Source organism: Amycolatopsis sp. NPDC114504 (assembly GCF_055633595.1).
The window spans coordinates 117,511-138,801 of the sequence record NZ_JBVKDU010000002.1 but is presented as its reverse complement, the minus strand read 5'-3'; the positions used below and the strand labels follow the sequence as shown (position 1 = coordinate 138,801).

At 71.5% G+C, this 21,291-nt stretch carries 20 protein-coding genes; 16 read left to right on the top strand and 4 right to left on the bottom strand.

Annotated elements, in window-relative coordinates; genetic code table 11:
• Positions 1 to 24: 24 nt before the first annotated feature.
• Positions 25 to 1,491, bottom strand: a complete 1,467-nt coding sequence (locus ACZ7PG_RS12150) for a DEAD/DEAH box helicase (protein WP_470239156.1) — start codon at positions 1,489 to 1,491, stop codon at positions 25 to 27.
• Positions 1,492 to 2,044: 553 nt separating this feature from the next.
• Here ACZ7PG_RS12150 and ACZ7PG_RS12145 point away from each other — a divergent pair.
• From ACZ7PG_RS12145 to ACZ7PG_RS12135, 3 genes are all read left to right on the top strand, one after another.
• On the top strand, positions 2,045 to 2,698 hold the full coding sequence (locus ACZ7PG_RS12145) for a ferritin-like fold-containing protein (protein WP_470239155.1): 654 nt from the start codon (positions 2,045 to 2,047) through the stop codon (positions 2,696 to 2,698).
• A 119-nt stretch (positions 2,699 to 2,817) separates the two neighbouring features.
• Positions 2,818 to 3,048 carry a DUF3107 domain-containing protein gene (locus ACZ7PG_RS12140; protein WP_125307071.1) on the top strand — a complete coding sequence of 77 codons (231 nt, stop codon included), beginning with the start codon at positions 2,818 to 2,820 and terminating at the stop codon, positions 3,046 to 3,048.
• A 170-nt stretch (positions 3,049 to 3,218) separates the two neighbouring features.
• Positions 3,219 to 3,686, top strand: a complete 468-nt coding sequence (locus ACZ7PG_RS12135) for a pyridoxamine 5'-phosphate oxidase family protein (RefSeq protein ID WP_155549232.1) — start codon at positions 3,219 to 3,221, stop codon at positions 3,684 to 3,686.
• 42 nt (positions 3,687 to 3,728) lie between these two features.
• Here ACZ7PG_RS12135 and ACZ7PG_RS12130 read toward each other — a convergent pair whose 3' ends face one another.
• Both ACZ7PG_RS12130 and ACZ7PG_RS12125 read right to left on the bottom strand, forming a co-directional pair.
• Positions 3,729 to 4,046 (bottom strand): DUF4873 domain-containing protein, encoded by a 318-nt coding sequence (locus tag ACZ7PG_RS12130; protein WP_470239154.1) that lies wholly within the window; start codon positions 4,044 to 4,046, stop codon positions 3,729 to 3,731.
• Entirely contained in the window at positions 4,043 to 4,819 is a 777-nt protein-coding gene (locus tag ACZ7PG_RS12125; protein WP_470239153.1) for a TetR/AcrR family transcriptional regulator, read from the bottom strand. The genes ACZ7PG_RS12130 and ACZ7PG_RS12125 overlap by 4 nt, the downstream gene beginning before the upstream one ends.
• A gap of 52 nt (positions 4,820 to 4,871) precedes the next feature.
• On the opposite strand from ACZ7PG_RS12125, the gene ACZ7PG_RS12120 reads away from it, so the two are divergent.
• Together ACZ7PG_RS12120 and ACZ7PG_RS12115 are read left to right on the top strand one after the other, a co-directional pair.
• On the top strand, positions 4,872 to 5,780 hold the full coding sequence (locus ACZ7PG_RS12120) for an AurF N-oxygenase family protein (protein ID WP_470239152.1): 909 nt from the start codon (positions 4,872 to 4,874) through the stop codon (positions 5,778 to 5,780).
• Positions 5,777 to 6,688: an alpha/beta fold hydrolase gene (locus ACZ7PG_RS12115; protein WP_470239151.1), complete on the top strand. Its 912-nt coding sequence runs from the start codon at positions 5,777 to 5,779 to the stop codon at positions 6,686 to 6,688. Before ACZ7PG_RS12120 ends, ACZ7PG_RS12115 begins: the two co-directional genes overlap by 4 nt.
• Positions 6,689 to 6,731: 43 nt before the next feature.
• On the opposite strand, the gene ACZ7PG_RS12110 is transcribed toward ACZ7PG_RS12115, so the two are convergent.
• Positions 6,732 to 7,358, bottom strand: a complete 627-nt coding sequence (locus tag ACZ7PG_RS12110) for a TetR/AcrR family transcriptional regulator (protein ID WP_125307066.1) — start codon at positions 7,356 to 7,358, stop codon at positions 6,732 to 6,734.
• A gap of 77 nt (positions 7,359 to 7,435) precedes the next feature.
• Between ACZ7PG_RS12110 and ACZ7PG_RS12105 the strand changes: the two genes are divergently transcribed.
• The 11 genes from ACZ7PG_RS12105 to ACZ7PG_RS12055 all read left to right on the top strand — a co-directional run bounded on the left by ACZ7PG_RS12105 (position 7,436) and on the right by ACZ7PG_RS12055 (position 21,288).
• Entirely contained in the window at positions 7,436 to 8,449 is a 1,014-nt protein-coding gene (locus tag ACZ7PG_RS12105; RefSeq protein WP_470239150.1) for an alpha/beta fold hydrolase, read from the top strand.
• 79 nt (positions 8,450 to 8,528) lie between these two features.
• Positions 8,529 to 9,683: a DUF3152 domain-containing protein gene (locus tag ACZ7PG_RS12100; protein ID WP_470239149.1), complete on the top strand. Its 1,155-nt coding sequence runs from the start codon at positions 8,529 to 8,531 to the stop codon at positions 9,681 to 9,683.
• 92 nt (positions 9,684 to 9,775) lie between these two features.
• Entirely contained in the window at positions 9,776 to 10,951 is a 1,176-nt protein-coding gene (moeZ, locus tag ACZ7PG_RS12095) for an adenylyltransferase/sulfurtransferase MoeZ (protein WP_470239148.1), read from the top strand.
• A gap of 132 nt (positions 10,952 to 11,083) precedes the next feature.
• Positions 11,084 to 11,881 carry a TIGR02569 family protein gene (locus ACZ7PG_RS12090; RefSeq protein ID WP_470239147.1) on the top strand — a complete coding sequence of 266 codons (798 nt, stop codon included), beginning with the start codon at positions 11,084 to 11,086 and terminating at the stop codon, positions 11,879 to 11,881.
• Between the two features lie 78 nt (positions 11,882 to 11,959).
• On the top strand, positions 11,960 to 12,352 hold the full coding sequence (locus tag ACZ7PG_RS12085; protein ID WP_470239146.1) for a hypothetical protein: 393 nt from the start codon (positions 11,960 to 11,962) through the stop codon (positions 12,350 to 12,352).
• 131 nt (positions 12,353 to 12,483) lie between these two features.
• Positions 12,484 to 14,532: a molybdopterin oxidoreductase family protein gene (locus ACZ7PG_RS12080; protein WP_470239145.1), complete on the top strand. Its 2,049-nt coding sequence runs from the start codon at positions 12,484 to 12,486 to the stop codon at positions 14,530 to 14,532.
• Positions 14,529 to 15,956, top strand: coding sequence for an FAD-dependent oxidoreductase (locus ACZ7PG_RS12075; protein WP_470239144.1), 1,428 nt, complete (start codon positions 14,529 to 14,531; stop codon positions 15,954 to 15,956). Before ACZ7PG_RS12080 ends, ACZ7PG_RS12075 begins: the two co-directional genes overlap by 4 nt.
• Positions 15,953 to 17,344: a nitrate/nitrite transporter gene (locus tag ACZ7PG_RS12070; protein ID WP_470239143.1), complete on the top strand. Its 1,392-nt coding sequence runs from the start codon at positions 15,953 to 15,955 to the stop codon at positions 17,342 to 17,344. Before ACZ7PG_RS12075 ends, ACZ7PG_RS12070 begins: the two co-directional genes overlap by 4 nt.
• A gap of 1 nt (position 17,345) precedes the next feature.
• Entirely contained in the window at positions 17,346 to 19,853 is a 2,508-nt protein-coding gene (gene nirB / locus ACZ7PG_RS12065; protein ID WP_470239142.1) for a nitrite reductase large subunit NirB, read from the top strand.
• On the top strand, positions 19,850 to 20,194 hold the full coding sequence (gene nirD / locus ACZ7PG_RS12060; protein ID WP_470239141.1) for a nitrite reductase small subunit NirD: 345 nt from the start codon (positions 19,850 to 19,852) through the stop codon (positions 20,192 to 20,194). Before nirB ends, nirD begins: the two co-directional genes overlap by 4 nt.
• Positions 20,191 to 21,288, top strand: coding sequence for a uroporphyrinogen-III synthase (locus ACZ7PG_RS12055; protein WP_470239140.1), 1,098 nt, complete (start codon positions 20,191 to 20,193; stop codon positions 21,286 to 21,288). Before nirD ends, ACZ7PG_RS12055 begins: the two co-directional genes overlap by 4 nt.
• Positions 21,289 to 21,291 lie beyond the last annotated feature (3 nt).

The following is a 21,291-nucleotide window of genomic DNA, read 5'->3' as shown; positions in this document are numbered from 1 at the left end:
GTGCCCGGACCCCCGCGCTCAGGTTCAGTCTGCCGACGCAGGTGTATCAGACGTCGCGGCGGGACGGCGACGGCGGCGCCGCCGAGCGGGCCGCTCGGCGTTGTCGCCGGCTTCCTTCTCGGTGGCCGGGCCGGTCGCCTCGGGCGCGGTGCCGCGGGTGCGGCGACGCGACCGGGTGCGTCCCTCCGAGGCCGGAGCCTCGTCCGGCGAAGTGGCAGTGGCGTTGTCCGCGGCCTCGATCGCCTCGGCCGAGCGCGCTCCGCCGCGGGTCCGCTTGCGCGGGGTGCGGTTGCGCTTGCGCGGCGCGTCTTCCGCCGGGGTGTCTTCGGTCTTGCCCCGGCCACGCGGGCCGCGGCGCTTGCCGCCCAGGTCCTCTTCGACCTCGGCGCCCAGGCCGGCGCGGGTGCGCTTGCCCAGCGGCAGCCTGCCGGTGGTGCCCTCGGGGATGCCCAGGTCCTCGTACAGGTGCTTCGACGACGAGTACGTCTCCACCGGCTCCGGCTTGTCGAGGCCGAGGGTGTCCGAAATCAGCTTCCAGCGCGGCATCTCGTCCCAGTCGACGAGGGTGACCGCGACCCCGGTGCGACCCGCGCGGCCGGTGCGGCCGATGCGGTGGACGTAGGTCTTCTCGTCGTCCGGGCACTGGTAGTTGATGACGTGCGTGACGTCGTCGATGTCGATGCCGCGGGCGGCGACGTCGGTCGCGACCAGCACGTCGACCTTGCCGGAGCGGAACGCGCGCAGTGCCTGCTCACGGGCGCCCTGGCCCAGGTCACCGTGTACGGCGGCGGCCGCGAAGCCGCGCTCGACCAGGTCGTCGGCCACCTTCTGGGCGGTGCGCTTGGTGCGGCTGAAGATCATCGTCAGGCCGCGGTCGGCCGCCTGCAGGACGCGGGCGATCACCTCGGGCTTGTCCATCGAGTGCGCCCGGTAGACGAACTGGGTGGTGCGCTCGTGGATCGCGCTCGCGTCGTTCTCTTCGGCGCGGATGTGCGTCGGCTGGCGCAGGAACGTGCGGGCCAGCGTGATGATCGGGCCGGGCATGGTCGCCGAGAACAGCATGGTCTGCCGCTCGTCCGGCACCATCCGGAGGATGCGCTCGATGTCGGGCAGGAAGCCCAGGTCGAGCATCTCGTCGGCCTCGTCGAGCACCAGCCCGCGGACCTTGCCCAGCACCAGGTGCTGCTGCTCGGCCAGGTCGAGCAGGCGGCCCGGGGTGCCGACGACGACGTCGATGCCCTTGCGGAGCGCCTCGATCTGGGGCTCGTAGGGGCGGCCGCCGTAGATGGCGAGGGTGCGGATGCCGAGGTGCTTGCCGGCGCCCTTGAGGTCGTTGGCGACCTGGATGCACAGCTCGCGGGTCGGCACCACGACCAGCACCTGCGGGGTGCCGTCGCCGGGGACCTGCACGCGGTGCAGCAGCGGGACGCCGAAGCCCAGCGTCTTGCCCATGCCGGTGCGGGCCTGGCCGATGAGGTCGTCGCCGGCCATGGCCAGCGGCAGGGTGAGTTCCTGGATCGCGAAGGTGCGCTCGATGCCGGCCTCGCCGAGGGCCTTGACGATCTCCGGCTTGACGCCGAAGGACGCGAAGGTCGGGTTTTCGGGCTCGACCTCGACGCCCGCCTGGAGCGGGTGCGAGGTGTCGAGCGCGGCCGGACCGGTCTCGCTGTGTTCCAGCGCGACGGCGGGGGACTGTTCGGTTGTGGGAATTTCTGCGGTCAGGGTGATCGCCTCTCTCGTGACCAGCGCGCACAGCCCTGGGTCCGCTCGACACTCGACCGGGAGTAAACCCTGGTCCCTGGCGCTGATCTTGAGCGCGGAACCGGTCCGTCCCGGGAATGCCGGAAGAGGCGTGCACGCACATTGCAGTACGTCGGCAAGCCACGTGACCTGCCTGATCCCGACGCCGGTATGGCGTACGGAAGCTTCGATATCATCCGCAGTGTACCTGGTCAGCAGTTTTTCGACACTACCCGGCACGCCGGAACCAGTGTGATCGGTCTCGTCCCGACACGCCCGGGTGCTTCGGCGATACCCTGCCCCCGTGACCGAGCCGAAAGAGACTCCCGAAGGCGTCGTAGACCTTCTGGGTGTGATCGCCTACCTCGAACTTTCCGCGTTCGACCGGATGGCCGAAGACGCGCGCAGCGCCCCGACGCTCGCCGGGCGGGCCGCGCTGGCGCAGATGGCGGCCGCGGAGATCGGTCACTACGGCCTGCTCGCCCAGCACCTGGCCGCGCACGACGTCAAGATCGAAGACGCGATGGAGCCGTTCGTGGCCCAGGTCGACGCCTGGCACGCCTCGACGCCACCCAAGTCGTGGCTCGAGTCGCTGGTCAAGGCCTACGTCGGCGACGGGCTGGCCGCCGACCTCTACCGGGAGATCGCCAGCTGGCTCGACCCGGAGACCAAGGACCTCGTGCTCACCGTGCTGGCCGACACCGGCCACTCGGCGTTCGCCGAACGCGAAGTCGCGGCCGGCATCGAAGCCGACCCCAAGACCCGCGACAAGCTCGCCCTGTGGGGGCGCCGCCTGCTCGGCGAGGCGCTGACCCAGGCCCAGTACGTCGTCGCCGAGCGCGACGGGCTGGCCGAGCTGATCATCGGCGGCTCGGGTGACCTCTCCGGAATTGCCGCGTTGTTCCGGCGGTTGCAACAGGGGCACACCAAGCGCATGCAGGCGCTCGGCCTGGGCTGATCCCGATGGAGTACCCGGAAGTGACGACGCGGTCAGGTGCGGACATGCGCCACCGGAACGAGCCCGTTCGGTTAGCCTTGCCGAGCACATCCCTTACGAATTTCCAGCGGAGGTCCCACGTGGAGGTCAAGATCGGCATCAAGGACACGCCGCGCGAGCTGGTGGTGTCCAGTGGCCAGTCTCCCGAAGAGGTGGAGAAGCTGGTCGCCGAGGCCCTGACGGCCGGTGACGGGCTCTTCCGCATCAGCGACGAGAAGGGACGCAAGTACATCGTCCCGTCCGACCGCATCGCGTACGTCGAGATCGCCCCGTCCGACGTCCGCAAGGTCGGCTTCGGCGTCGGCGACTGACCCGTAGCCACTCGAAGGCCACCCCGGGACCGCCCGGGGTGGCCTTCGTGCGCTCCGGGGTTCACCGGATCGGTCGGTTCTCCTTGGTGTGTCGCGATTCCGCCGCCTAACTTCGGCGAGCGATCCGGTGTCACGGGACCCGGACGCCCCGCCCCCCAGGAGCACCCAGCATGACCACTGTCGAGCCGATGGCGAGCGACGTGGCGGATCTCGTGCGGAACACCCTCTCCGCGCACAAGTCGATGTTCCTCGCGACCTCGGGCAGCGACGGCCCGTGGGTCGGCGGCGTGTATTTCGCCGAGAGCGGACCGTTCACGCTGAACCTCGTCCTCGAGGATCGGGGCCGCACGCTGGCCGCCGTCCGCGAGAACCCGGTCGTCTCGGTGGTGGTGTCGACGGGCTCGCCGATGCAGCCGTTCCTGCAGGCCCAGGCGCTGGCCGAGGTCGTCCCGGCCGACGACGACGCGCTGGTGCGCGACCTGCTCGTCGCGAAGGTGCCCGAGGCGGGGCCGTTCCTGGCAGCCCCGGTCACCGCCGTGCGCCTGAGCGTCCGCAAGTGGCGCGCGACGGACATCCCGAACGGCTGGCTGCCCGGGCGTGAGCTGCCGGGCCCGTTGCCCGGCCCGCGCCACCCCTGATCCGGCCGGGTCGGCCGCCGCGCGGGTCGGCCGCCCCGGCTTTCAGGCGTTGAGCTCCTCGAGCGACGTCGGCACGTGGAACGGCGGGGTGCTCGTCCCCATGATCCGGTAGCGCCCCCACGGGTCCGGGTCCGACAGCTCCCCGTCGGCCGCGTACGAACCGGCCTGGATCGACACCGGCTTCTTCTTGCCGCCGGCCAGCTTCGTCAGCTCGTCGTTCACCGCGACCCGCCCGTACCAGCGGTAGAAGCCGTCGATCGGCTGGAAGTAGCCGCGCAGCTCCACCGTCGTCGTCAGGGAAACGCCGTCGACGACCAAGGTCGCCTCGCCGCTGTAGCCGTCTTCGTCGTGCTCGCTCATGACGTCTCCTCCAAGGACTCCGAAGACTCCGCGCGGCCCAGCTGGACCACCTTGTTGGCTTCCAGGGGCAGGTTCGGGTCGATGACCACGCCGTTCTGGCGGGTCAGCCCGTCGATCGCCGCCCAGATGATCTGCGTCAGGTACTCGACGACCGCGTCGCGGCCCATCGAGCGGCGGCCGAGCCACCACTCGCCCGTGTTCTGGACCATGCCGACGATGCCGTGCGCCCACGGCTCGGCCGCGCCGGAGTCCATGTTGAACATCCGCATGTAGTCGCCCAGCAGCGCGGTCAGCGCCGTCGCGATCAGTTCCTTGTCCTCGGCCACGACGTCCGACGAGACCGGCTTCTCCGGCCGCCCGTGCGCCAGCAGCCGGTACAGGTTCGGGTGCTCCTCGATGACCGTGAAGAACGCGTCGAGCGCCATCCGGATCCGCGGCACCGGCGCCAGTTCGGCGTTGATCGCCGGGATCAGGCGCTCGAAGAGGATCTCCGTGCCGCGCTGGCCGAGGGCCACGTACAGGTCGGCTTTGTCGTCGAAGTGCCGGTACAGCACGGGTTTCGTGACACCGGCCTCCGCGGCGACGTCCTCCATGCCGAGGTCCGGTCCGTGGGTGTCGAGCGCCCGCAGCGCGGCCTCGACGAACTCCTTGCGCCGCGCGATCCGGTGCTTGCGCCAGCGGTCGCGCCGGGCGTCGCCGGTCGCCTCCTCGTCGCGCGACGAGTGCTTGGACGGCTTGCCGGAGCGCTTGACACGTTCGATCACCAGGGTCATGCTACCAGAGGTAACTGTTACCTCAAGTTACATGTTGGAAGGGGTGTCGGCGATGACGCGGACGCTGAAGGAACCGGATCGCGAAAAGACCGCGGACCGCCTGCTGAAGTCGTCGGCCAACAAGTTCTACGACCCGGACGTCGACATCGACTGGGCGGCGCCCCTGGTCGAGGGCAAGCGCTTCATCCTCGACGAGCGCTCTTCGCTCTACGGCACCGAACTCTGGGACAAGCTGACCCCCGAGCAGCGCATCGAGCTGGGCAAGCACGAGGTCGCGAGCGTCGCGACGACCGGGTTGTGGTTCGAGATCCTCCTGATGCAGATGCTGCTCAAGGAGGTCTACGAGCAGGACCCGACGTCCGCGCACGCGCAGTTCGCGCTCACCGAGATCGCCGACGAGTGCCGGCACTCGACGATGTTCGCGCGGATGGCGTCGCGGATCGGCTGCCCCGCCTACGGCCCGGTGCCGTGGCTGCGAAAGCTGGCCAAGCTGATGCCGACGATCTCCTACGGCCCGGCGCGCTACGGCGCGATCCTGGTGGCCGAGGAGGTCCTGGACCGGCTGCAGCGCGAGCAGATGAACGACGACGGCGTCCAGCCGCTGGTCCGGATGGTCAACCGGATCCACGTCCTCGAAGAGGCGCGGCACGTCACCTTCGCCCGCGAAGAGGTCACGCGCGGCATGGCGAAGCTGTCGAAGGCCGAGATCGGCTACCAGCAGTTCGTCATCGCGCTCATCTCGTACTTCGTGACGCGGGCGTTCATCAACCCGAACGTCTACAAGGCGGTCGGCATCCGGCCGCGCGACGGTGTCGAAGCGGCGCTGAACAACCCGCACTGGCAGGGGACCATCGCGTGGGCAGGGGAGAAGATCATGCCGTTCCTGGAGGAGTCCGGCCTGGTCGGGCTGCCCGGGAAGTACTTCTGGCGCAAGTCGTTCCTGCTCCCGGCGGGCCGGTGACGACCGCGTCGCGGCTCCGGGACCCGTCGCTCGGGCACCGGTTCGTCGCGAGCGACGGCGCCGCACTGCACGTGTCACAGTCGGGGCCGGCCGATTCGGCCGTGACGCTGGTGCTGGTGCACGGCTGGACGCAGGACCACCGGACGTGGGACTTCGTGCTGCCGCACCTCGACCCCGGCGTGCGCGTCCTGCGCTACGACCTGCGCGGCCACGGCGGCTCGGCGCACGCCCGCGCGGGCTCGGCGTCGATCGCCCGGCTCGCCGACGACCTGGCCGAGCTGATCGCCGACCGCGTCCCGGAAGGGCCGCTGGTGCTGGCCGGGCACTCGATGGGCGGCATGACGCTCATGGTGCTCGCCGAACGGCACCCCGCTCTCGTCCGCGAGCGGCTGGCGGGCGCGGCGTTCGTCGCGACGTCGTCGGGGGACATGGACCAGCTGACGCTGGGCTTCCCGGGCCTGGTCGGCCGGGGTGTGACGCGCTTCGAGCCGCGGGTGGCCCGCCTGCTCGCCCGGCTCCGGTCGGACACGCTGCGGCTGCGCCCGGGGATGGTCCGCTCGGGCGCCCGGCGGCTGGTCTTCGGTCTTCGTCCGGGGCGCGAGCAGGTGGACAGCGTCGTCGAGCAGCTGCTCAGCGCGCACCCGGCGAGCGCGGGGATGTTCCTGGACGCGATCGCGGCCCACCGCGGCGTCGGCGGCCTGGGCGCGCTGTGCGACGTCCCGTCGGTGGTGCTGGCGGGGGAGAAGGACCGGCTCTGCCCCCTGGCGCACGCGAAGGTGATCGCGGACGAGCTGCCGCACGCGGAGTTCGTCCGGTTCCCCGGGGCCGGGCACATGCTGCCGCAGGAGCGTCCGTTCGAGGTCGCCCGCAGGATCAGCGCCCTGGTCCGGGTGGCCGCCACCCGCTGACGCCGAGACGGCGCTTCCCAGGGGGAAGTGCCGTCTCGGCGGTTCAGGAGTCCTTGAGCGGGAAGCCACCACCGATGCCGCGCCACGCCAGGTTGGCCGTCAGCGCGACCGCCTCCTCGCGGCTCATCGACTGGTGGTGCTGCAGCCAGAACCGGGCGCTGACCTGGCTCATTCCGACCAGTCCCACCGCCAGCAGCCGTGCCTTGTCCTCGTCGAGGCCCGCGTCCGCCGTGATCGTCTCCGTGATCGCGTCCACGCTCGCCGACGTCGCGCGGTCGACCGCCTCCTGGACCGCCGGCTCGCCGCGCAGGTCGGACTCGAACACCATCCGGAACGCGCCCGCGTCGTTGCTGACGAAGTCGAAGAACGCGCCGACCGTCGCCGGGACGCGCTGGCGGTTCTCCGTGGTGGAGTCCAGCGCCGTCTGCACGCGCTTGACCAGCTCGTCGACGTGGCTCTCCAGCAGCGCGATGTAGAGATCGAGCTTGCCGGGGAAGTGCTGGTACAGCACCGGCTTGCTGACGCCGGCCACCTCGGCGATCTCGTCCATGGCGGCGGCGTGGTAGCCGTTCTCGGCGAAGACCCGCTGCGCCGCGGCGAGGAGCTGGGCCCGGCGCTCGGTCCGGGGCAGGCGCACCCCACGTTGCTGCAGCCGCGTCATCTCCGTCATGCCCATCCTCCCGTCTTCACACCTTCGACGGGCGGGGTCGCCACCGCGTGAAGTCGTCCTGAAGATTACTCGCCGGTATGTATGCCTTGCCAAGTGTCGGGCATCCTGGACCCGTGAACGCCGCCGTGACGACGCGGGTGCCCCTCACCCACGTGCCCCTCTCGACCAGGGAGTTACCCGCCCTGGAGCCGATCCTCCCGCCGTGGCCGGCGACTTTCGAAGAAGTCGGCACGGCCCGCCTGAACGTCCGCCGCACGCCCGGCCCGGACGGCGTTCCGGCGGTCTACGTGCACGGCCTCGGCGGCTCGTCGACGAACTGGACCGACCTGGCCGCGCTCCTCGCGCCGGTCGCCGGCGGCACCGCGCCCGACCTGCCCGGTTTCGGCTATTCCGAGCCCGAGAAGGGCTTCGACTTCAGCCTCCAGGCCCACGCCGAGGTCGTCGCGCGGCACATCGAGGACGTCGGCGCGCCGGTGCACCTGCTCGGCAACTCGATGGGCGGGGCGATCGCGCTGCTCATCGCCGAACGCCGTCCCGAGCTGGTCAAGACGCTGACCTTGATCTCGCCCGCGATGCCGGACCGCCGCGTCGACCCGCGGCGGCTGTCGGACCCGCGGATGGCGCTGGCGTACCTGCCGCTGGTCGGCGCGCGGGTGCGGGCACAGCTGGCCGCCCTCGGCCCGCGCGAACGCGCCGCGCAGGTGATCAAGCTGTGCTTCGCCGACCCGTCGCGGTTCCCGGAGAGCCGGCTGGACGAGCTGGCCGACGAGCACGGCGCCCGCGCCGGGTTCACCTGGGCCGCGCCGGCCATGGCCCGCAGCACGTTCGCGATCTTCCGGGCGTGGTCGACGCTCGGGAAGGCCTCCCTCTGGTCGGCGGCGCCGCGGGTGCGGGCGCCGACGCTGGTGGTCTGGGGCCGCGAGGACCGGGTCATCTCCGTGCGCCGCGCCACGCGGACGGCCCGGGTGATCCCGCGGGCCCGGCTGCTCGTCCTGCCGCGGACGGGCCACGTCGCGCAGATGGAGCGTCCGATCGTCGTGGCGAAGGCCGTGCTCGGCATGTGGGAGCACGTCGAGGCCGGCACTTGGTAGCCCGATCGGGCGACAACAATCCCCGGGTGGACCGCCAGTCGCCGATAACGGTTCGGTGGCGCTGTGGCACCCTGGTGCGGTGGACCGGGTGAAGCACGACGCGCGAGGCGAAGATCGGCGGGCTCCCCACCGCGCGTCGGCCCGCCGCGCCCCGGAGCCCGAAGACACTCCGCGGACCGGCCAGTACCGCCCCGCCCGGCAGCCCGCCCAGCGCGTCGGCGAGGACCGCTACCGCCCGGGCGGGCGCCGGACCAGCGCCGAGCCGCTGAGCGCCTCCTGGAAGCCGCAGGCCGAGACTCCGCGCGAGAAGCCGGAGCCGCCGCAGGCCGGCCTCTCGAAGTTCACCAAGACCTACGGCTGGCGCGTCTACGCCCTGCCGATCCTCGTCGTGCTGACCGTGCTCGTCGTCTTCAACACCGCGAACAGCCCGGCCGAGCCGATCGCCGAGCAGGGCGCCCCCGCGAACGTCGAGTCGGCGGGTGGCGACGCGGCGGGCGGCGCGATCGACGGCAACGGCGAGCAGGCCATCCCGGAGAACCCGGCCACGCCGGTAGACCTCAAGGTGCCGACCGCCGACCTGCCCGAGGGCAGCCCGTTCACCCAGGCCGGCGCCGGGACGTGGCACGTCGTGCCGGGCAACGGTCCCAAGGTCGGCACCGGGAAGCTGTACACCTACACGATCGAGGTCGAGGACGGCATCGACCCGGCCAGCTACGCCGGCGACGACGCGTTCGCGGCGGCCGTCCAGGGCACGCTGTCCGACCCCAAGAAGGGCTGGACCTGGGACGGCAAGATCGCGCTGCAGCGCGTCGACGCCAACTTCCCGAACCCGACCTTCAAGGTGAGCCTCACCACGCCGGACACCACCCACCGGGCCGACGCCTGCGGCTTCCAGATCAAGTTCGAGGCGTCCTGCTACCGCAAGAGCCTGGGCCGCGTGCTGATCAACCTGGCCCGCTGGGTCCGCGGCGCGAAGGCGTTCAACGCCGACATGACCGGCTACCGGCAGTACGCCATCAACCACGAGGTCGGCCACGCTCTGGGCAACCAGCACGTCGGCTGCGGCGGCCAGAACCAGCCCGCGCCGGTGATGATGCAGCAGTCCTTCGGCGTGGACGACAACTACGTGTCGATGCTCAACGACATCCCCGGCGGCGACAAGGGCAAGGTGGCCAAGGACGGCCTCACCTGCATCCCCAACGCCTGGCCGAACCCCACTCCCAAAACGCAGTAGGTCTTCCCACCATCTGAAACCGGGAAGCCTTATTTGCCTGCGCGAGTTGTGCATAGTGGGATGGACGCGATCCGCGCGAGATGGAGGACCCGATGTCAGCACTGCCGCCGCTCGTCGAGCCGGCTGCCGAGCTCACCAAGGACGAGGTGGCCCGGTACAGCCGTCACCTGATCATCCCGGACGTCGGGGTGACCGGGCAGAAGCGGCTGAAGAACGCGAAGGTCCTGGTCATCGGCGCCGGCGGCCTCGGCAGCCCCGCGCTGCTGTACCTGGCCGCGGCCGGGGTCGGCACGCTCGGCATCGTCGACTTCGACGTCGTGGACGAGTCGAACCTGCAGCGCCAGGTCATCCACGGCCAGTCCGACGTCGGCAAGCTCAAGGCCGCGTCCGCGCAGGAGTCGATCGCCGAGATCAACCCGCTGGTCAAGGTGTACCTGCACACCGAGCGCCTCGACTCGTCGAACGCGCTCGAGATCTTCGGGCAGTACGACCTGATCGTCGACGGCACCGACAACTTCGCCACGCGCTACCTGGTGAACGACGCCGCGGTGCTGCTGGGCAAGCCGTACGTCTGGGGCTCGATCTTCCGGTTCGAGGGCCAGGTCAGCGTGTTCTGGGAGGACGCGCCGAACGGCAAGGGCCTCAACTACCGCGACCTCTACCCGGAGCCGCCGCCCCCGGGCATGGTCCCGTCGTGCGCCGAGGGTGGCGTGCTGGGCGTGCTCTGCGCGTCCATCGGCTCGATCATGGTGACCGAGGCGATCAAGCTCATCACCGGCATCGGCGACCCGCTGCTCGGCCGCCTGATCAGCTACGACGCGCTGGACATGAAGTACCGCGAGGTGAAGATCCGCAAGGATCCGGACACACCGAAGATCACCGAGCTGATCGACTACGAGGCGTTCTGCGGCGTGGTTTCGGACGAGGCGGCCCAGGCCGCGACGGGCAGCACCATCACGCCCGCCGAGCTCAAGGCCAAGTTCGACAGCGGCGAGAACTTCGCCCTGATCGACGTCCGCGAGCCGCACGAGTACGAGATCGTCAACATCAAGGGCGCGACGCTGATCCCGAAGGACCGGATCCTCTCGGGCGAGGCGCTGGCCGAGCTGCCGCAGGACAAGCCGATCGTCCTGCACTGCAAGTCGGGCGCGCGGTCCGCGGAGGCGCTCGCCGCGCTGCACGCGGCCGGTTTCAAGGACGCGACGCACCTCGGCGGCGGCGTGCTGGCCTGGGCCAAGCAGATCGACCCGAGCCTGCCGACCTACTGACAGTGGTCGTCCGTGAAGGCCGTCTCCGGCTTCGGAGGCGGCCTTCACGACATTCCGGGCACCCCGTAAAACACTGCGTGACCAGCGCGTCTTCTCGATCGTGGACCACCCGGCCGGGTACCGTCACCAGTTGTGCGGACAACCCTCGAACGCCCTCCGGCGCACGTCAGCGCGGCCTTCGGCGGCCTTGACGACGGCGGCGAACCGCTGCCGGACTCGACGGCGTGGCGCAGCGGCGACCTCGTCTTCAAGCCGGTCACCGACAAGGCCAGGACGCTGTGGACGGCCCGCGCGCTCGACTACGCCGACGAGCCGGGCCTGCGCGTCGCCAAGCCGGTCCGCTCGACCGACGGCCGCTGGATCGTCGGCGGCTGGACGGCCTCCCGGTTCGTTTCGGGCACCCCCGAGCACCTCGGGGACGCGTCGGTGCTGGCGGCGGTGAAGCTGCACCGCGCGACCATCGGCCTGCCCCGGCCGGACTTCCTCGCCGGCCGGCGCGACATCGACGCCGTCGCCGACCGCGTCGCGTGGGAAGAGCTCGAGGTCCCGCTGGAGGAGACGAAGGGCGGCCGCTGGTTCGAGGTTCTCGCCGGCGCCCGCCGCCCGATCCGCCTGCCGCTGCAGGTGGCCCACGGCGAGCTGCTGGCCGGGCTGCTGTTCGATGGCGACGCGGCCCCGGGCGTCGTCGACTTCGTCCCGTACTACCGGCCGGGCGAGTACGGCGCGGCGATCGTGGCGGTGGACGCCCTGGCCTGGGGCGGCGCGACGCGGGAGCTGCTGGAGCGCTGGGCCCACCTGCCGGAGTGGCCGCAGCTGCTGCTGCGCGCGGTCCTGTTCCGGCTGGCGTCGAACGCGCTGAACCCGAGGTCGACGCAGGCGTCGCTGGACGGCCTGCGGGTAGCGGCGCGCGAGGTCAGCGGCATCTTGTGACGGGCGCGGCGGGCTGCGATGCTGAGCTCATGATCTCTTCCTGCCGAAAGGGCCATGCCGCGTAGGCGGCCTGGAAGCTTGCGTGGCACCCGCCGGCTCGACGTCGCGGGGCCACCGCCGGCCAAGATCCCCCACCTCTCCCGCCGCGCTCAGCGGCAGCTCGCCTTCGCCGAAGTGGACGCCGGCCTGTGGCCCGGCGCCGTTTCCGACCTGCTCCGGGCCTGGCTGCACGGGACGCGGCGCATGACGCGGCCGTCGTGGCCGCACTGTTCCTGTCCCGGCTGCGACCCGGTCGGCGCCCGGGCCGACCTCGGCCTCAGGCTGAGCGAACTGCCCCGCCGCGACCGGGCGTCGGTCGGTGCCGTGCTGGCGCGCGCCGACCGGCGGTACGCGAGCCGGACCCTGCCCGATTCGCTCGGCACGTCGCCGTGGTGGTTCGAGCGGCGGCTGCGGGACCAGAACGGCTGGTGACCCAGGTCACGCACCTCACCGCCGGGGGCTCGTGATTCCCGCCGCAATGTCAACTGCCTGAAACATTCGGTCGAATCCGGTTAACACGGCCTCCTTAGCGTCGGGTCATCCCGAACGCCGAGGAGGTGCCCGTGCCGCAGGTCGACACCCACTGCCCGTACTGCGCGCTGCAGTGCGGGATGCGCCTCGACGGCGTCCGCGTGACGCCGCGGGACTTCCCGGTGAACGCCGGCGGCCTGTGCCAGAAGGGCTGGACGTCCGGCTCGCTGCTGACTTCGCCGCGGCGGCTGACCACCCCGATGATCCGGGTGGACGGCGCGCTCGAACCCTGCAGCTGGGACTTCGCCCTCGACCTCGTCGCGCGGAAACTGGCCGAGCTGAAGGAACTCCACGGCCCGGACGCCGTCGCGGTCTTCGGGGGCGGCGGGCTGACCAACGAGAAGGCCTACCTGCTGGGCAAGTTCGCCCGGGTCGCGCTCGGTACCTCGCAGATCGACTACAACGGCCGCTTCTGCATGTCCTCGGCCGCCGCCGCGGGCACCAAGGCCTTCGGGGCGGACCGCGGGATGCCGTTCCCCGTCACCGACCTCAAGAACGCGGACGTCGTGCTGCTCGCCGGGGCGAACCCGGCCGAGACGATGCCGCCGTTCACCCAGCACCTGCGCGGCGCCGACCTGATCGTCGTCGACCCGCGGCGCACCCCGACCGCCGAGCTGGCGAGCCTGCACCTCGCGCCGGCGCCGGGCACGGATCTCGCACTGGCACTGGGCATCCTGCACGCCGTCGTCGAAGGCGGTCACCTCGAAGAGTCCTATGTGGACACTCGGACGAGCGGCTTCGACGCGATGTGGCGGATCGCCGCGGCGTGGTGGCCGGAGCGCGCCGAGCGCGTCACCGGCGTCTCGGCCGCCGACATGCGCCTCGCCGCCACCAAGCTCGCCACTGCCCGCAACGCCTACATTCTCACCGCCCGCGGCACCGAACAGCACGCCACCGGCACCGCGACCGTCGGCGGCTGGATCAACCTCGCCCTCTCGCTGGGCCTGCCCGGCCGCGCGGGCTCCGGCTTCGGCTGCCTCACCGGCCAGGGCAACGGCCAGGGCGGCCGTGAGCACGGTCAGAAGGCCGACCAGCTGCCCGGCTACCGCAAGCTCGACGACCCGGCCGCGCGCGAGTACGTCGCCGGCGTCTGGGGCGTCGACCCCGACAGCCTGCCCGGGCCCGGGCGGTCGGCCGCCGAGCTGCTCGACGCGCTGGGTACCGAAGAGGGCCCGAAGGCGCTGATGGTGTTCGGCAGCAACGTCGTCGTCTCGGCGCCGCGGTCCGAGCGCGTCCAAGACCGGCTGTCCGCTTTGGACTTCCTGGTCGTCGCCGACTTCGTGCTTTCGGAGACCGCCGCGCTGGCCGACGTCGTCCTCCCCGTCACGCAGTGGGCCGAGGAAGACGGGACGCTCACGAACCTCGAAGGCCGGATCCTGCTGCGGCGCAAAGCCATCGCCCCGCCGGTCGGCGTCCGGTCCGACCTGGACGTCCTCAGTGGACTGGCCGACCGGCTCGGGCAGCCTTCGGACCGTTTCCCGACCGACGCCGAGACGGCTTTCGAGGAACTGCGGATCGCGTCGAAGGGCGGGATCGCCGACTACTCCGGCGTCAGCTACGACCGGCTCCGCGCGGGGGAAGCCCTGCACTGGCCGGTCCCGGAGAACGACCACCCCGGTACCCCGCGGATGTTCCTCGACGCCTTCGCCCACCCGGACGGCCGCGCGCGGTTCGCGGCCGTCGAGCACACCGGACCGGCCGAGCTGCCCGACGACGAGTTCCCGCTGCAGGCCACCACCGGCCGGGTGCTGCAGCACTACCAGTCGGGCGCGCAGACGCGGCTCATCCAGGAGCTGAACGACGTCGTCCCGGAGGTGTTCGTCGAGGTCCACCCGGACACGGCCAAGCGGGCCGGGCTGGAAGAAGGCGATCCCGCCCGGATCCGGTCGCGACGCGGAGAAACGGTTGCCAAGGTCCGGTTCGTCCAGAGCCTCAAGCCCGACCTCGTGTTCCTGCCGTTCCACTTCCCCGGTGAACAGCGCGCGAACCTGTTCACCAACCCGGCGCTCGACCCGGTCAGCCGGATGCCGGAGTTCAAGGTGTGTGCCGTGTCCTTGTCTACTGTGGATGGTGCCGCATGAGCCCCCGTGAAGTCGTCATCGTCGGGTACGGGATGGCCGGTGCCCGGCTGGCCGACGAGATCCGCCGCCGCGATCCGATCGCCGAGCGCGTCCGCCTGACCGTGCTCGGCGCCGAGAAGCACGCCGCCTACAACCGCGTCCTGCTGTCGGCCGTCGTCGCCGGCGGGATGAGCGCCGAGAGCGTCCGCCTGCACGACGACGAATGGGCCGCGCGGCACAACATCGACCTGCGGCTCGGGGTCGACGTCGCCCGGATCGACCGTGAGAAGCGCTGCGTCGAACTCGGCGACGGATCCACCGTGGACTACGACGCGTTGGTCCTCGCGACCGGCGCCAACCCGTGGATCCCGCCGGTCGAGGGGCTGGAGCCGGGACCCGGCGTGGTCGCGTTCCGCAGTCTCGACGACTGCGCCAAGATCCTCGACGCCGCCCGCTACGGCGCGCCGGTCGCCGTGCTCGGCGGCGGCCTGCTCGGCCTCGAAGCCGCCCGCGGCCTGGCCGGGCGCGGCAACCAGGTGACCGTCGTGCACCCGCTCGGGCACGTGATGGAACGCCAACTCGACCCGGCCGCCGGGCACGTGCTGGCCCGGCAGCTCACCGAAATGGGCGTGACGTTCCGGTTCGGCGCCACCGCCGCGCGCTACCTGCCCGGCGACGGCCTCAAGCTCGACGACGGCACGCTCGTCCCCGCCGACCTGGTCGTGGTCGCCGCCGGCGTCCGCGCCGAGACGCGCCTGGCCGCGGAAGCCGGCCTCGACATCGACGGCGCCGTGCTCGTGGACGACGTCCTGCGCACCAGCGACGGCCGCATCCACGCCCTCGGCGACTGCGCCCGCCACCCCGGCGCCCCGGCCGGGCTGATCCAGCCCGCGTGGGAGCAGGCGGCGGTCCTCGCCGACGTCCTGACCGGCACGAACGCGGCCGCCCGCTACCGCGGGACCACGGCCGTCACCCGGCTCAAGGCCCGCGGCATCGACCTCGCCGCGCTGGGCGAGACGCAGCTCGACGCCGGTACCCCGGACGTCGAGGTGCTGACCTTCAACGACCCCACCGGCGGGCGGTACGGCAAGCTCGTCGTCCGCGAAAACCGCGTCACCGGCGCGATCCTGCTCGGCCTGCCCGACGCGGCCGCGACCATCACCCAGTTCCACGACCGCGGCACCCTGCTGCCCGACGACCGCCTCGCGGTCCTGCTGGGCCGCGCGCTGCCCACCGGCAGTGCCCCGGCGGCCAGCCCGGCCGACCTGCCCGCGACGGCGGTGATCTGCCGCTGCAACAACGTCACCAAGGGCCGGCTGGTCGAAGCCTGGAAGGCCGGGGCCACCGACACTCCCGCACTGGCGCGGGCCACGCGAGCGACGACGGGCTGCGGCGGGTGTTCCGACACCGTCGGCGGCATCGCCGGCTGGCTCGCGGCGCAATGACCGACTCGACCCGCACTGAGGAGAACGCCGTGCAACACCAAGGAAAGCACTGGATCGAGCACTGGGAACCGGAGAACGAGCAGTTCTGGGAGGCGACGGGCAAGAAGGTCGCGCGCCGCAACCTCTGGTTCTCCGTGTTCGCCGAGCACATCGGCTTCTCGGTCTGGACACTGTGGTCGGTCATCGTCCTGTTCATGGGCCCGCAGTACGGGTTCTCCGCGGCCGACAAGTTCCTGCTCGTCTCGACGCCGACGCTCATCGGCGGCCTGATGCGGCTGCCCTACACCTTCGCCGTGGCGAAGTTCGGCGGTCGCAACTGGACGGTCGTCAGCGCCCTGCTGCTGCTGATCCCGACGATCCTGGCCGCGGTCGTGCTGCACCCCGGCACGTCGCTCGGCACGTTCATGCTGGTCGCGGCGCTCGGCGGGGTCGGCGGCGGCAACTTCGCGTCGTCGATGACGAACATCAACACCTTCTACCCGGAGAAGCACAAGGGCTGGGCACTCGGCCTCAACGCCGGCGGCGGCAACCTCGGCGTCGCCGCGATCCAGCTCGTCGGGCTGCTGGTGATCGGCACGGCGGGCGCGACCGCACCGCGGATCGTGCTCTACGTCTACATCCCGCTGATCGTGGTGGCCGCGCTCTGCGCGTACTTCTACATGGACAACCTCGCCACGGTCCGCGGCGACACGAAGGCGATGCGCGAAGTCGTCAAGGACCCGCACACCTGGGTGATGTCGTTCCTCTACGTCGGCACGTTCGGTTCGTTCATCGGCTACAGCTTCGCGTTCGGGCTGGTGCTGCAGAACCAGTTCGGCCGCACCCCGCTGCAGGCCGCGGCGGTCACGTTCCTCGGCCCGCTGCTCGGCTCGCTCTCGCGGCCGGCGGGCGGCTGGCTGGCCGACCGGATCGGCGGCGGCAAGATCACCTTCTTCACGTTCATCGGGATGGCGCTGGCCACGGTCGTGCTGATCCTCGCGTCGACGTCGAAGTCCCTGACGCTGTTCACGATCGCGTTCATCGTGCTGTTCGTGCTCGCCGGGGTCGGCAACGGCTCGACGTACAAGATGATTCCGGCGATCTTCCGGGCGAAGGCCGCCACGGCCATCGCGAACGGCGCCGAGGAGACGGCCGAGCTGCTCAAGGCGCGCCGCCTGTCCGGAGCGTTGATCGGGCTGGCCGGTGCGATCGGCGCCGAGGGCGGCCTGTTCATCAACCTCGCGTTCCGGCAGTCGTTCGCCGACGCCAAGAGCGGGATCCCCGCGTTCATCGGGTTCCTCGTCTTCTACGGGCTGTGCTTCGCCGTCACCTGGGCGGTCTACCTGCGCAAGCCCGCCGAACAGCCCACGAGTGAGCGCGGTCTGGCGCTCGCGGGAGCGGAGGTCTGAGATGCCCACCCTGGTCGTCGCCGGACACGGCATGGTCGCCCACCGGCTCGTGGAGGCGGTGCGCGCGGAAGACCCCTCCGGCACTTGGCACATCGTCGTCCTGTCCGAGGAGCCGCGTCCGGCGTACGACCGGGTGGCGCTCACGTCCTATGTGGATACCTGGGACCCGGCTTCGCTCGCGCTGCCCGGTTCGGACTACGCGGACGACTCCTTTGTGGATCTCCGGCTCGGTGAACTGGCGGTATCGATCGACCGGGCCGCCCGGACGGTCACCACGGCATCTGGCGACGTCGTTTCTTACGACGCGTTGGTGCTGGCCACCGGCTCGCGGCCGTTCGTGCCGCCGGTGCCCGGGCACGACCTGCCCGGCTGCTTCGTCTACCGGACCATCGAGGACCTCGACGCGATCCGCGCGGCGGCCGTCGAGAAGCCGGGACGCGGGCGGCGCTCGGCCGTGGTCATCGGCGGCGGCCTGCTCGGCCTGGAGGCCGCGAAGGCGTTGCGGGACATGGGACTCTCCCCGCACGTCGTCGAGATGGCGCCGCGGTTGATGCCGCTGCAGGTCGACGAGGGCGGCGGGTCGCTGCTGCGGCGGCTCATCACTTCGCTGGACGTGACCGTCCACACGGGAACCTCCACCGACGCCATCGAGGCCGACGGCTCGCGGCTGGTGGCCAAGCTGGGCAACGGCACCGAGCTGGACGTCGACCTCGTCGTGTTCTCCGCCGGTGTCCGGCCGCGCGACGACCTTGCCCGCCAGTCCGGTTTGGACGTCGGACCGCGCGGTGGAGTGCTCACGGATTCGTCGTGCCGCACCAGCGATCCGGCGGTCTACGCGATCGGCGAGTGCGCGGCCGTCGACGGCCGGGTGTACGGCATCGTGGCGCCCGGCTACGCGATGGCCGAGATCGTCGCCGCCCAGCTGACCGGCGGTTCCGGTGAGTTCCCGGAGCCGGACACGTCCACGAAGCTGAAGCTGATGGGCGTCGACGTCGCGTCCTTCGGCGATGCGCACGCGCAGACCGAAGGTGCGCTGGAGGTCGCGGTCAACGACGCGGTCGCCGGGACGTACAAGAAGCTCGTGGTCACCGACGACGGCAAGACGCTGCTCGGCGGCGTTTTCGTCGGCGATGCTACCGAGTACAACACGCTGCGCGCGCTGGTCGGCCGTCCGCTGCCGGCCGAGCCCGGCGCGATCCTCGCCCCGGCGGGCGGGGGCGCCGCGGTCGGTGTCGACGCGCTGCCCGACGCGGCGCAGATCTGTTCGTGCAACGCGGTGTCCAAGGGCGCGATCACCCGCGCGATCCACGAGGACGGCTGCGACACCGTCCCGAAGCTCAAGGCGTGCACCCGCGCCGGCACCGCGTGCGGCTCGTGCGTCCCGCTGCTCGGCAAGCTGCTGACGGCGTGTGGCGTCGAGCAGTCGAAGGCCGTGTGCGAGCACTTCCCGCAGTCGCGCGCGGAGCTGTTCGAGATCGTCCAGGCGACCCGGATCACGACGTTCAGCGAGCTGATCGGCCGCTACGGCTCGGGCAGCGGCTGCGCGGTCTGCAAGCCCGCGGTGGCGTCCATCCTGGCCACCCTCGGCAACGGGCACGTGCTCGCCGGCGAGCAGATGACGTTGCAGGACACCAACGACCGGTACCTGGCGAACCTGCAGCGCAACGGCACGTACTCGGTCGTCCCGCGGATCCCCGGCGGCGAGATCACGCCGGAGAAGCTGATCGTCATCGGCCAGGTGGCCCAGGATTTCGGGCTGTACACGAAGATCACCGGCGGTCAGCGGATCGACCTGTTCGGGGCCACGGTGGACCAGCTGCCGGAGATCTGGCGGCGGCTGGTCGACGCGGGGTTCGAGTCCGGGCACGCGTACGGCAAGGCGCTGCGGACGGTGAAGTCGTGCGTCGGGTCGACGTGGTGCCGCTACGGCGTGCAGGACAGCGTCGGGCTCGCCATCGAGCTGGAGCTGCGCTACCGCGGGCTGCGGTCGCCGCACAAGCTCAAGTCGGCGGTGTCGGGGTGCGCGCGGGAGTGCGCGGAGGCGCGCAGCAAGGACTTCGGGATCATCGCCACGGAGAACGGCTGGAACCTCTACGTCGGCGGCAACGGCGGCACGACGCCCCGGCACGCCGAGCTGCTCTTGTCCGATGTGGACACGGCGACGCTGATCCGGACGATCGACCGGTTCCTCATGTTCTACGTGCGTACCGCCGACCGGCTGCAGCGGACCGCGCCGTGGATCGAGGAGCTGGACGGCGGCCTCGACCACCTGCGCGCGGTGATCGTCGACGACTCGCTGGGCATCTGCGAAGACCTCGACGCGGCGATGGCCAAGCACGTCGACAACTACGCCGACGAGTGGAAGGGCGTGCTCGAGGACCCGGAGAAGCTGGCCCGGTTCTCCTCCTTCGTCAACGCGCCGGGCACGCCCGACCCGGCGATCTCGTTCCGCTCGGAGCGGGAGCAGAAAGTCCCGGTCATGCTGGGAGTCCCGGAGGTGCGCCGATGACGACGTCCATCGAGAAGACCTGGACGGCGGTCTGTTCCGCCGGTGCGGTGCCGGAGTACGCGGGGGTCGCCGCGCTGCTCGACGGCGGCGTGCAGGTGGCGATCTTCCACCTGCCCGGCGCGCGGTGGTACGCACTGTCCAACTGGGACCCGTGCAGCGGCGCGGCGGTGCTCTCGCGCGGCATCGTCGGGGACGCGGGCGGGGTCCCGGTGGTCGCCTCGCCGGTCTACAAGGAACGGTTCGCGCTCGACAGTGGACAGTGCCTGGACGCCTCCGGTGTGACGGTCCCGGTGTACGAGGTGCGCGTGCGAGAGGGCGTGGTCGAAGTGGAGAGCCCGTGATCCTGCCGCTGACCGGGTTCGTGGTCGGCATCACCGCGGCGCGCCGGGCGGACGAGCTCGGCGCGCTGTTCGTGCGCAAGGGGGCGAGCGTCCGGTACGGCCCGGCGATCCGGATCGTGCCGCTGACGGACGACACGGAGCTGCACCGGGCGACGTCGGCGTTGCTGGAGTCGCATGTGGACGCGGTCGTGGCGACGACGGGCATCGGCTTCCGCGGCTGGCTCGAGGCGGCCGAGGGCTGGGGCCTGGGCGACGCTCTGCTGTCGCGCCTTTCGTCGTCATCGCTGCTGGCGCGCGGCCCGAAGGTGACGGGCGCGATCCGCGCGGCGGGTCTTTCGGAGTCGTACTCGCCGGCGTCGGAGAGCAACGCGGAGTTGTTGCAGCACCTGCTTTCGTCGGACGTCACGGGCAAGCGGATCGCGGTCCAGCTGCACGGCGAGCCGCTCCCGTACTTCGTCGACGCGCTGCGTTCGGCGGGGGCGGAGGTCATCGAGGTCTCGGTGTACCGCTGGGTCGGCCCGGTGGACCCCGGCCCGGTCGACCGGCTGCTCGAGGGGGTCTTGGACGGATCGATCCACGCGTTGCCGTTCACGAGCGCCCCGGCGGTGGCGTCATTGGTGGCGCTGGCCCGCCGCACGGGCCGGCTGCCGGGGCTGGTGTCGGCATTGTCGGGCCCGGTGGTGGCGGCATGCGTCGGCCCGATCACGGCGGGCCCGTTGGCGGCACTCGGCGTGCCGACGGTGCAACCGCACCGGGCCCGCATCGGAGCGCTGGCGAGGACGGTGTCGGAGACGCTGCTGGCGCGCTCCCCGCGGTTCTCGGCGGGAGGGTTGTCGATCGAGCTGCGCGGCCAGTCGGCGGTGGTGGACGGCGAGTGGCGCGAGGTGGCCCCGGCCCCGATGGCGTTGCTGCGCGCGTTGGCGGCCTCGCCGGGGAGGGTGGTTTCGCGGAGGGAGCTGATTTCGGCGTTGCCGGGGGGTGGGGAGGAACACGCGGTGGAGACGGCGATCGGCCGGCTCCGGACGTCATTGGGCGGCGGGAGGGTGGTCCAGACGGTGGTGAAGCGCGGCTACCGGCTGGCGGTGGACGCCTGAGTG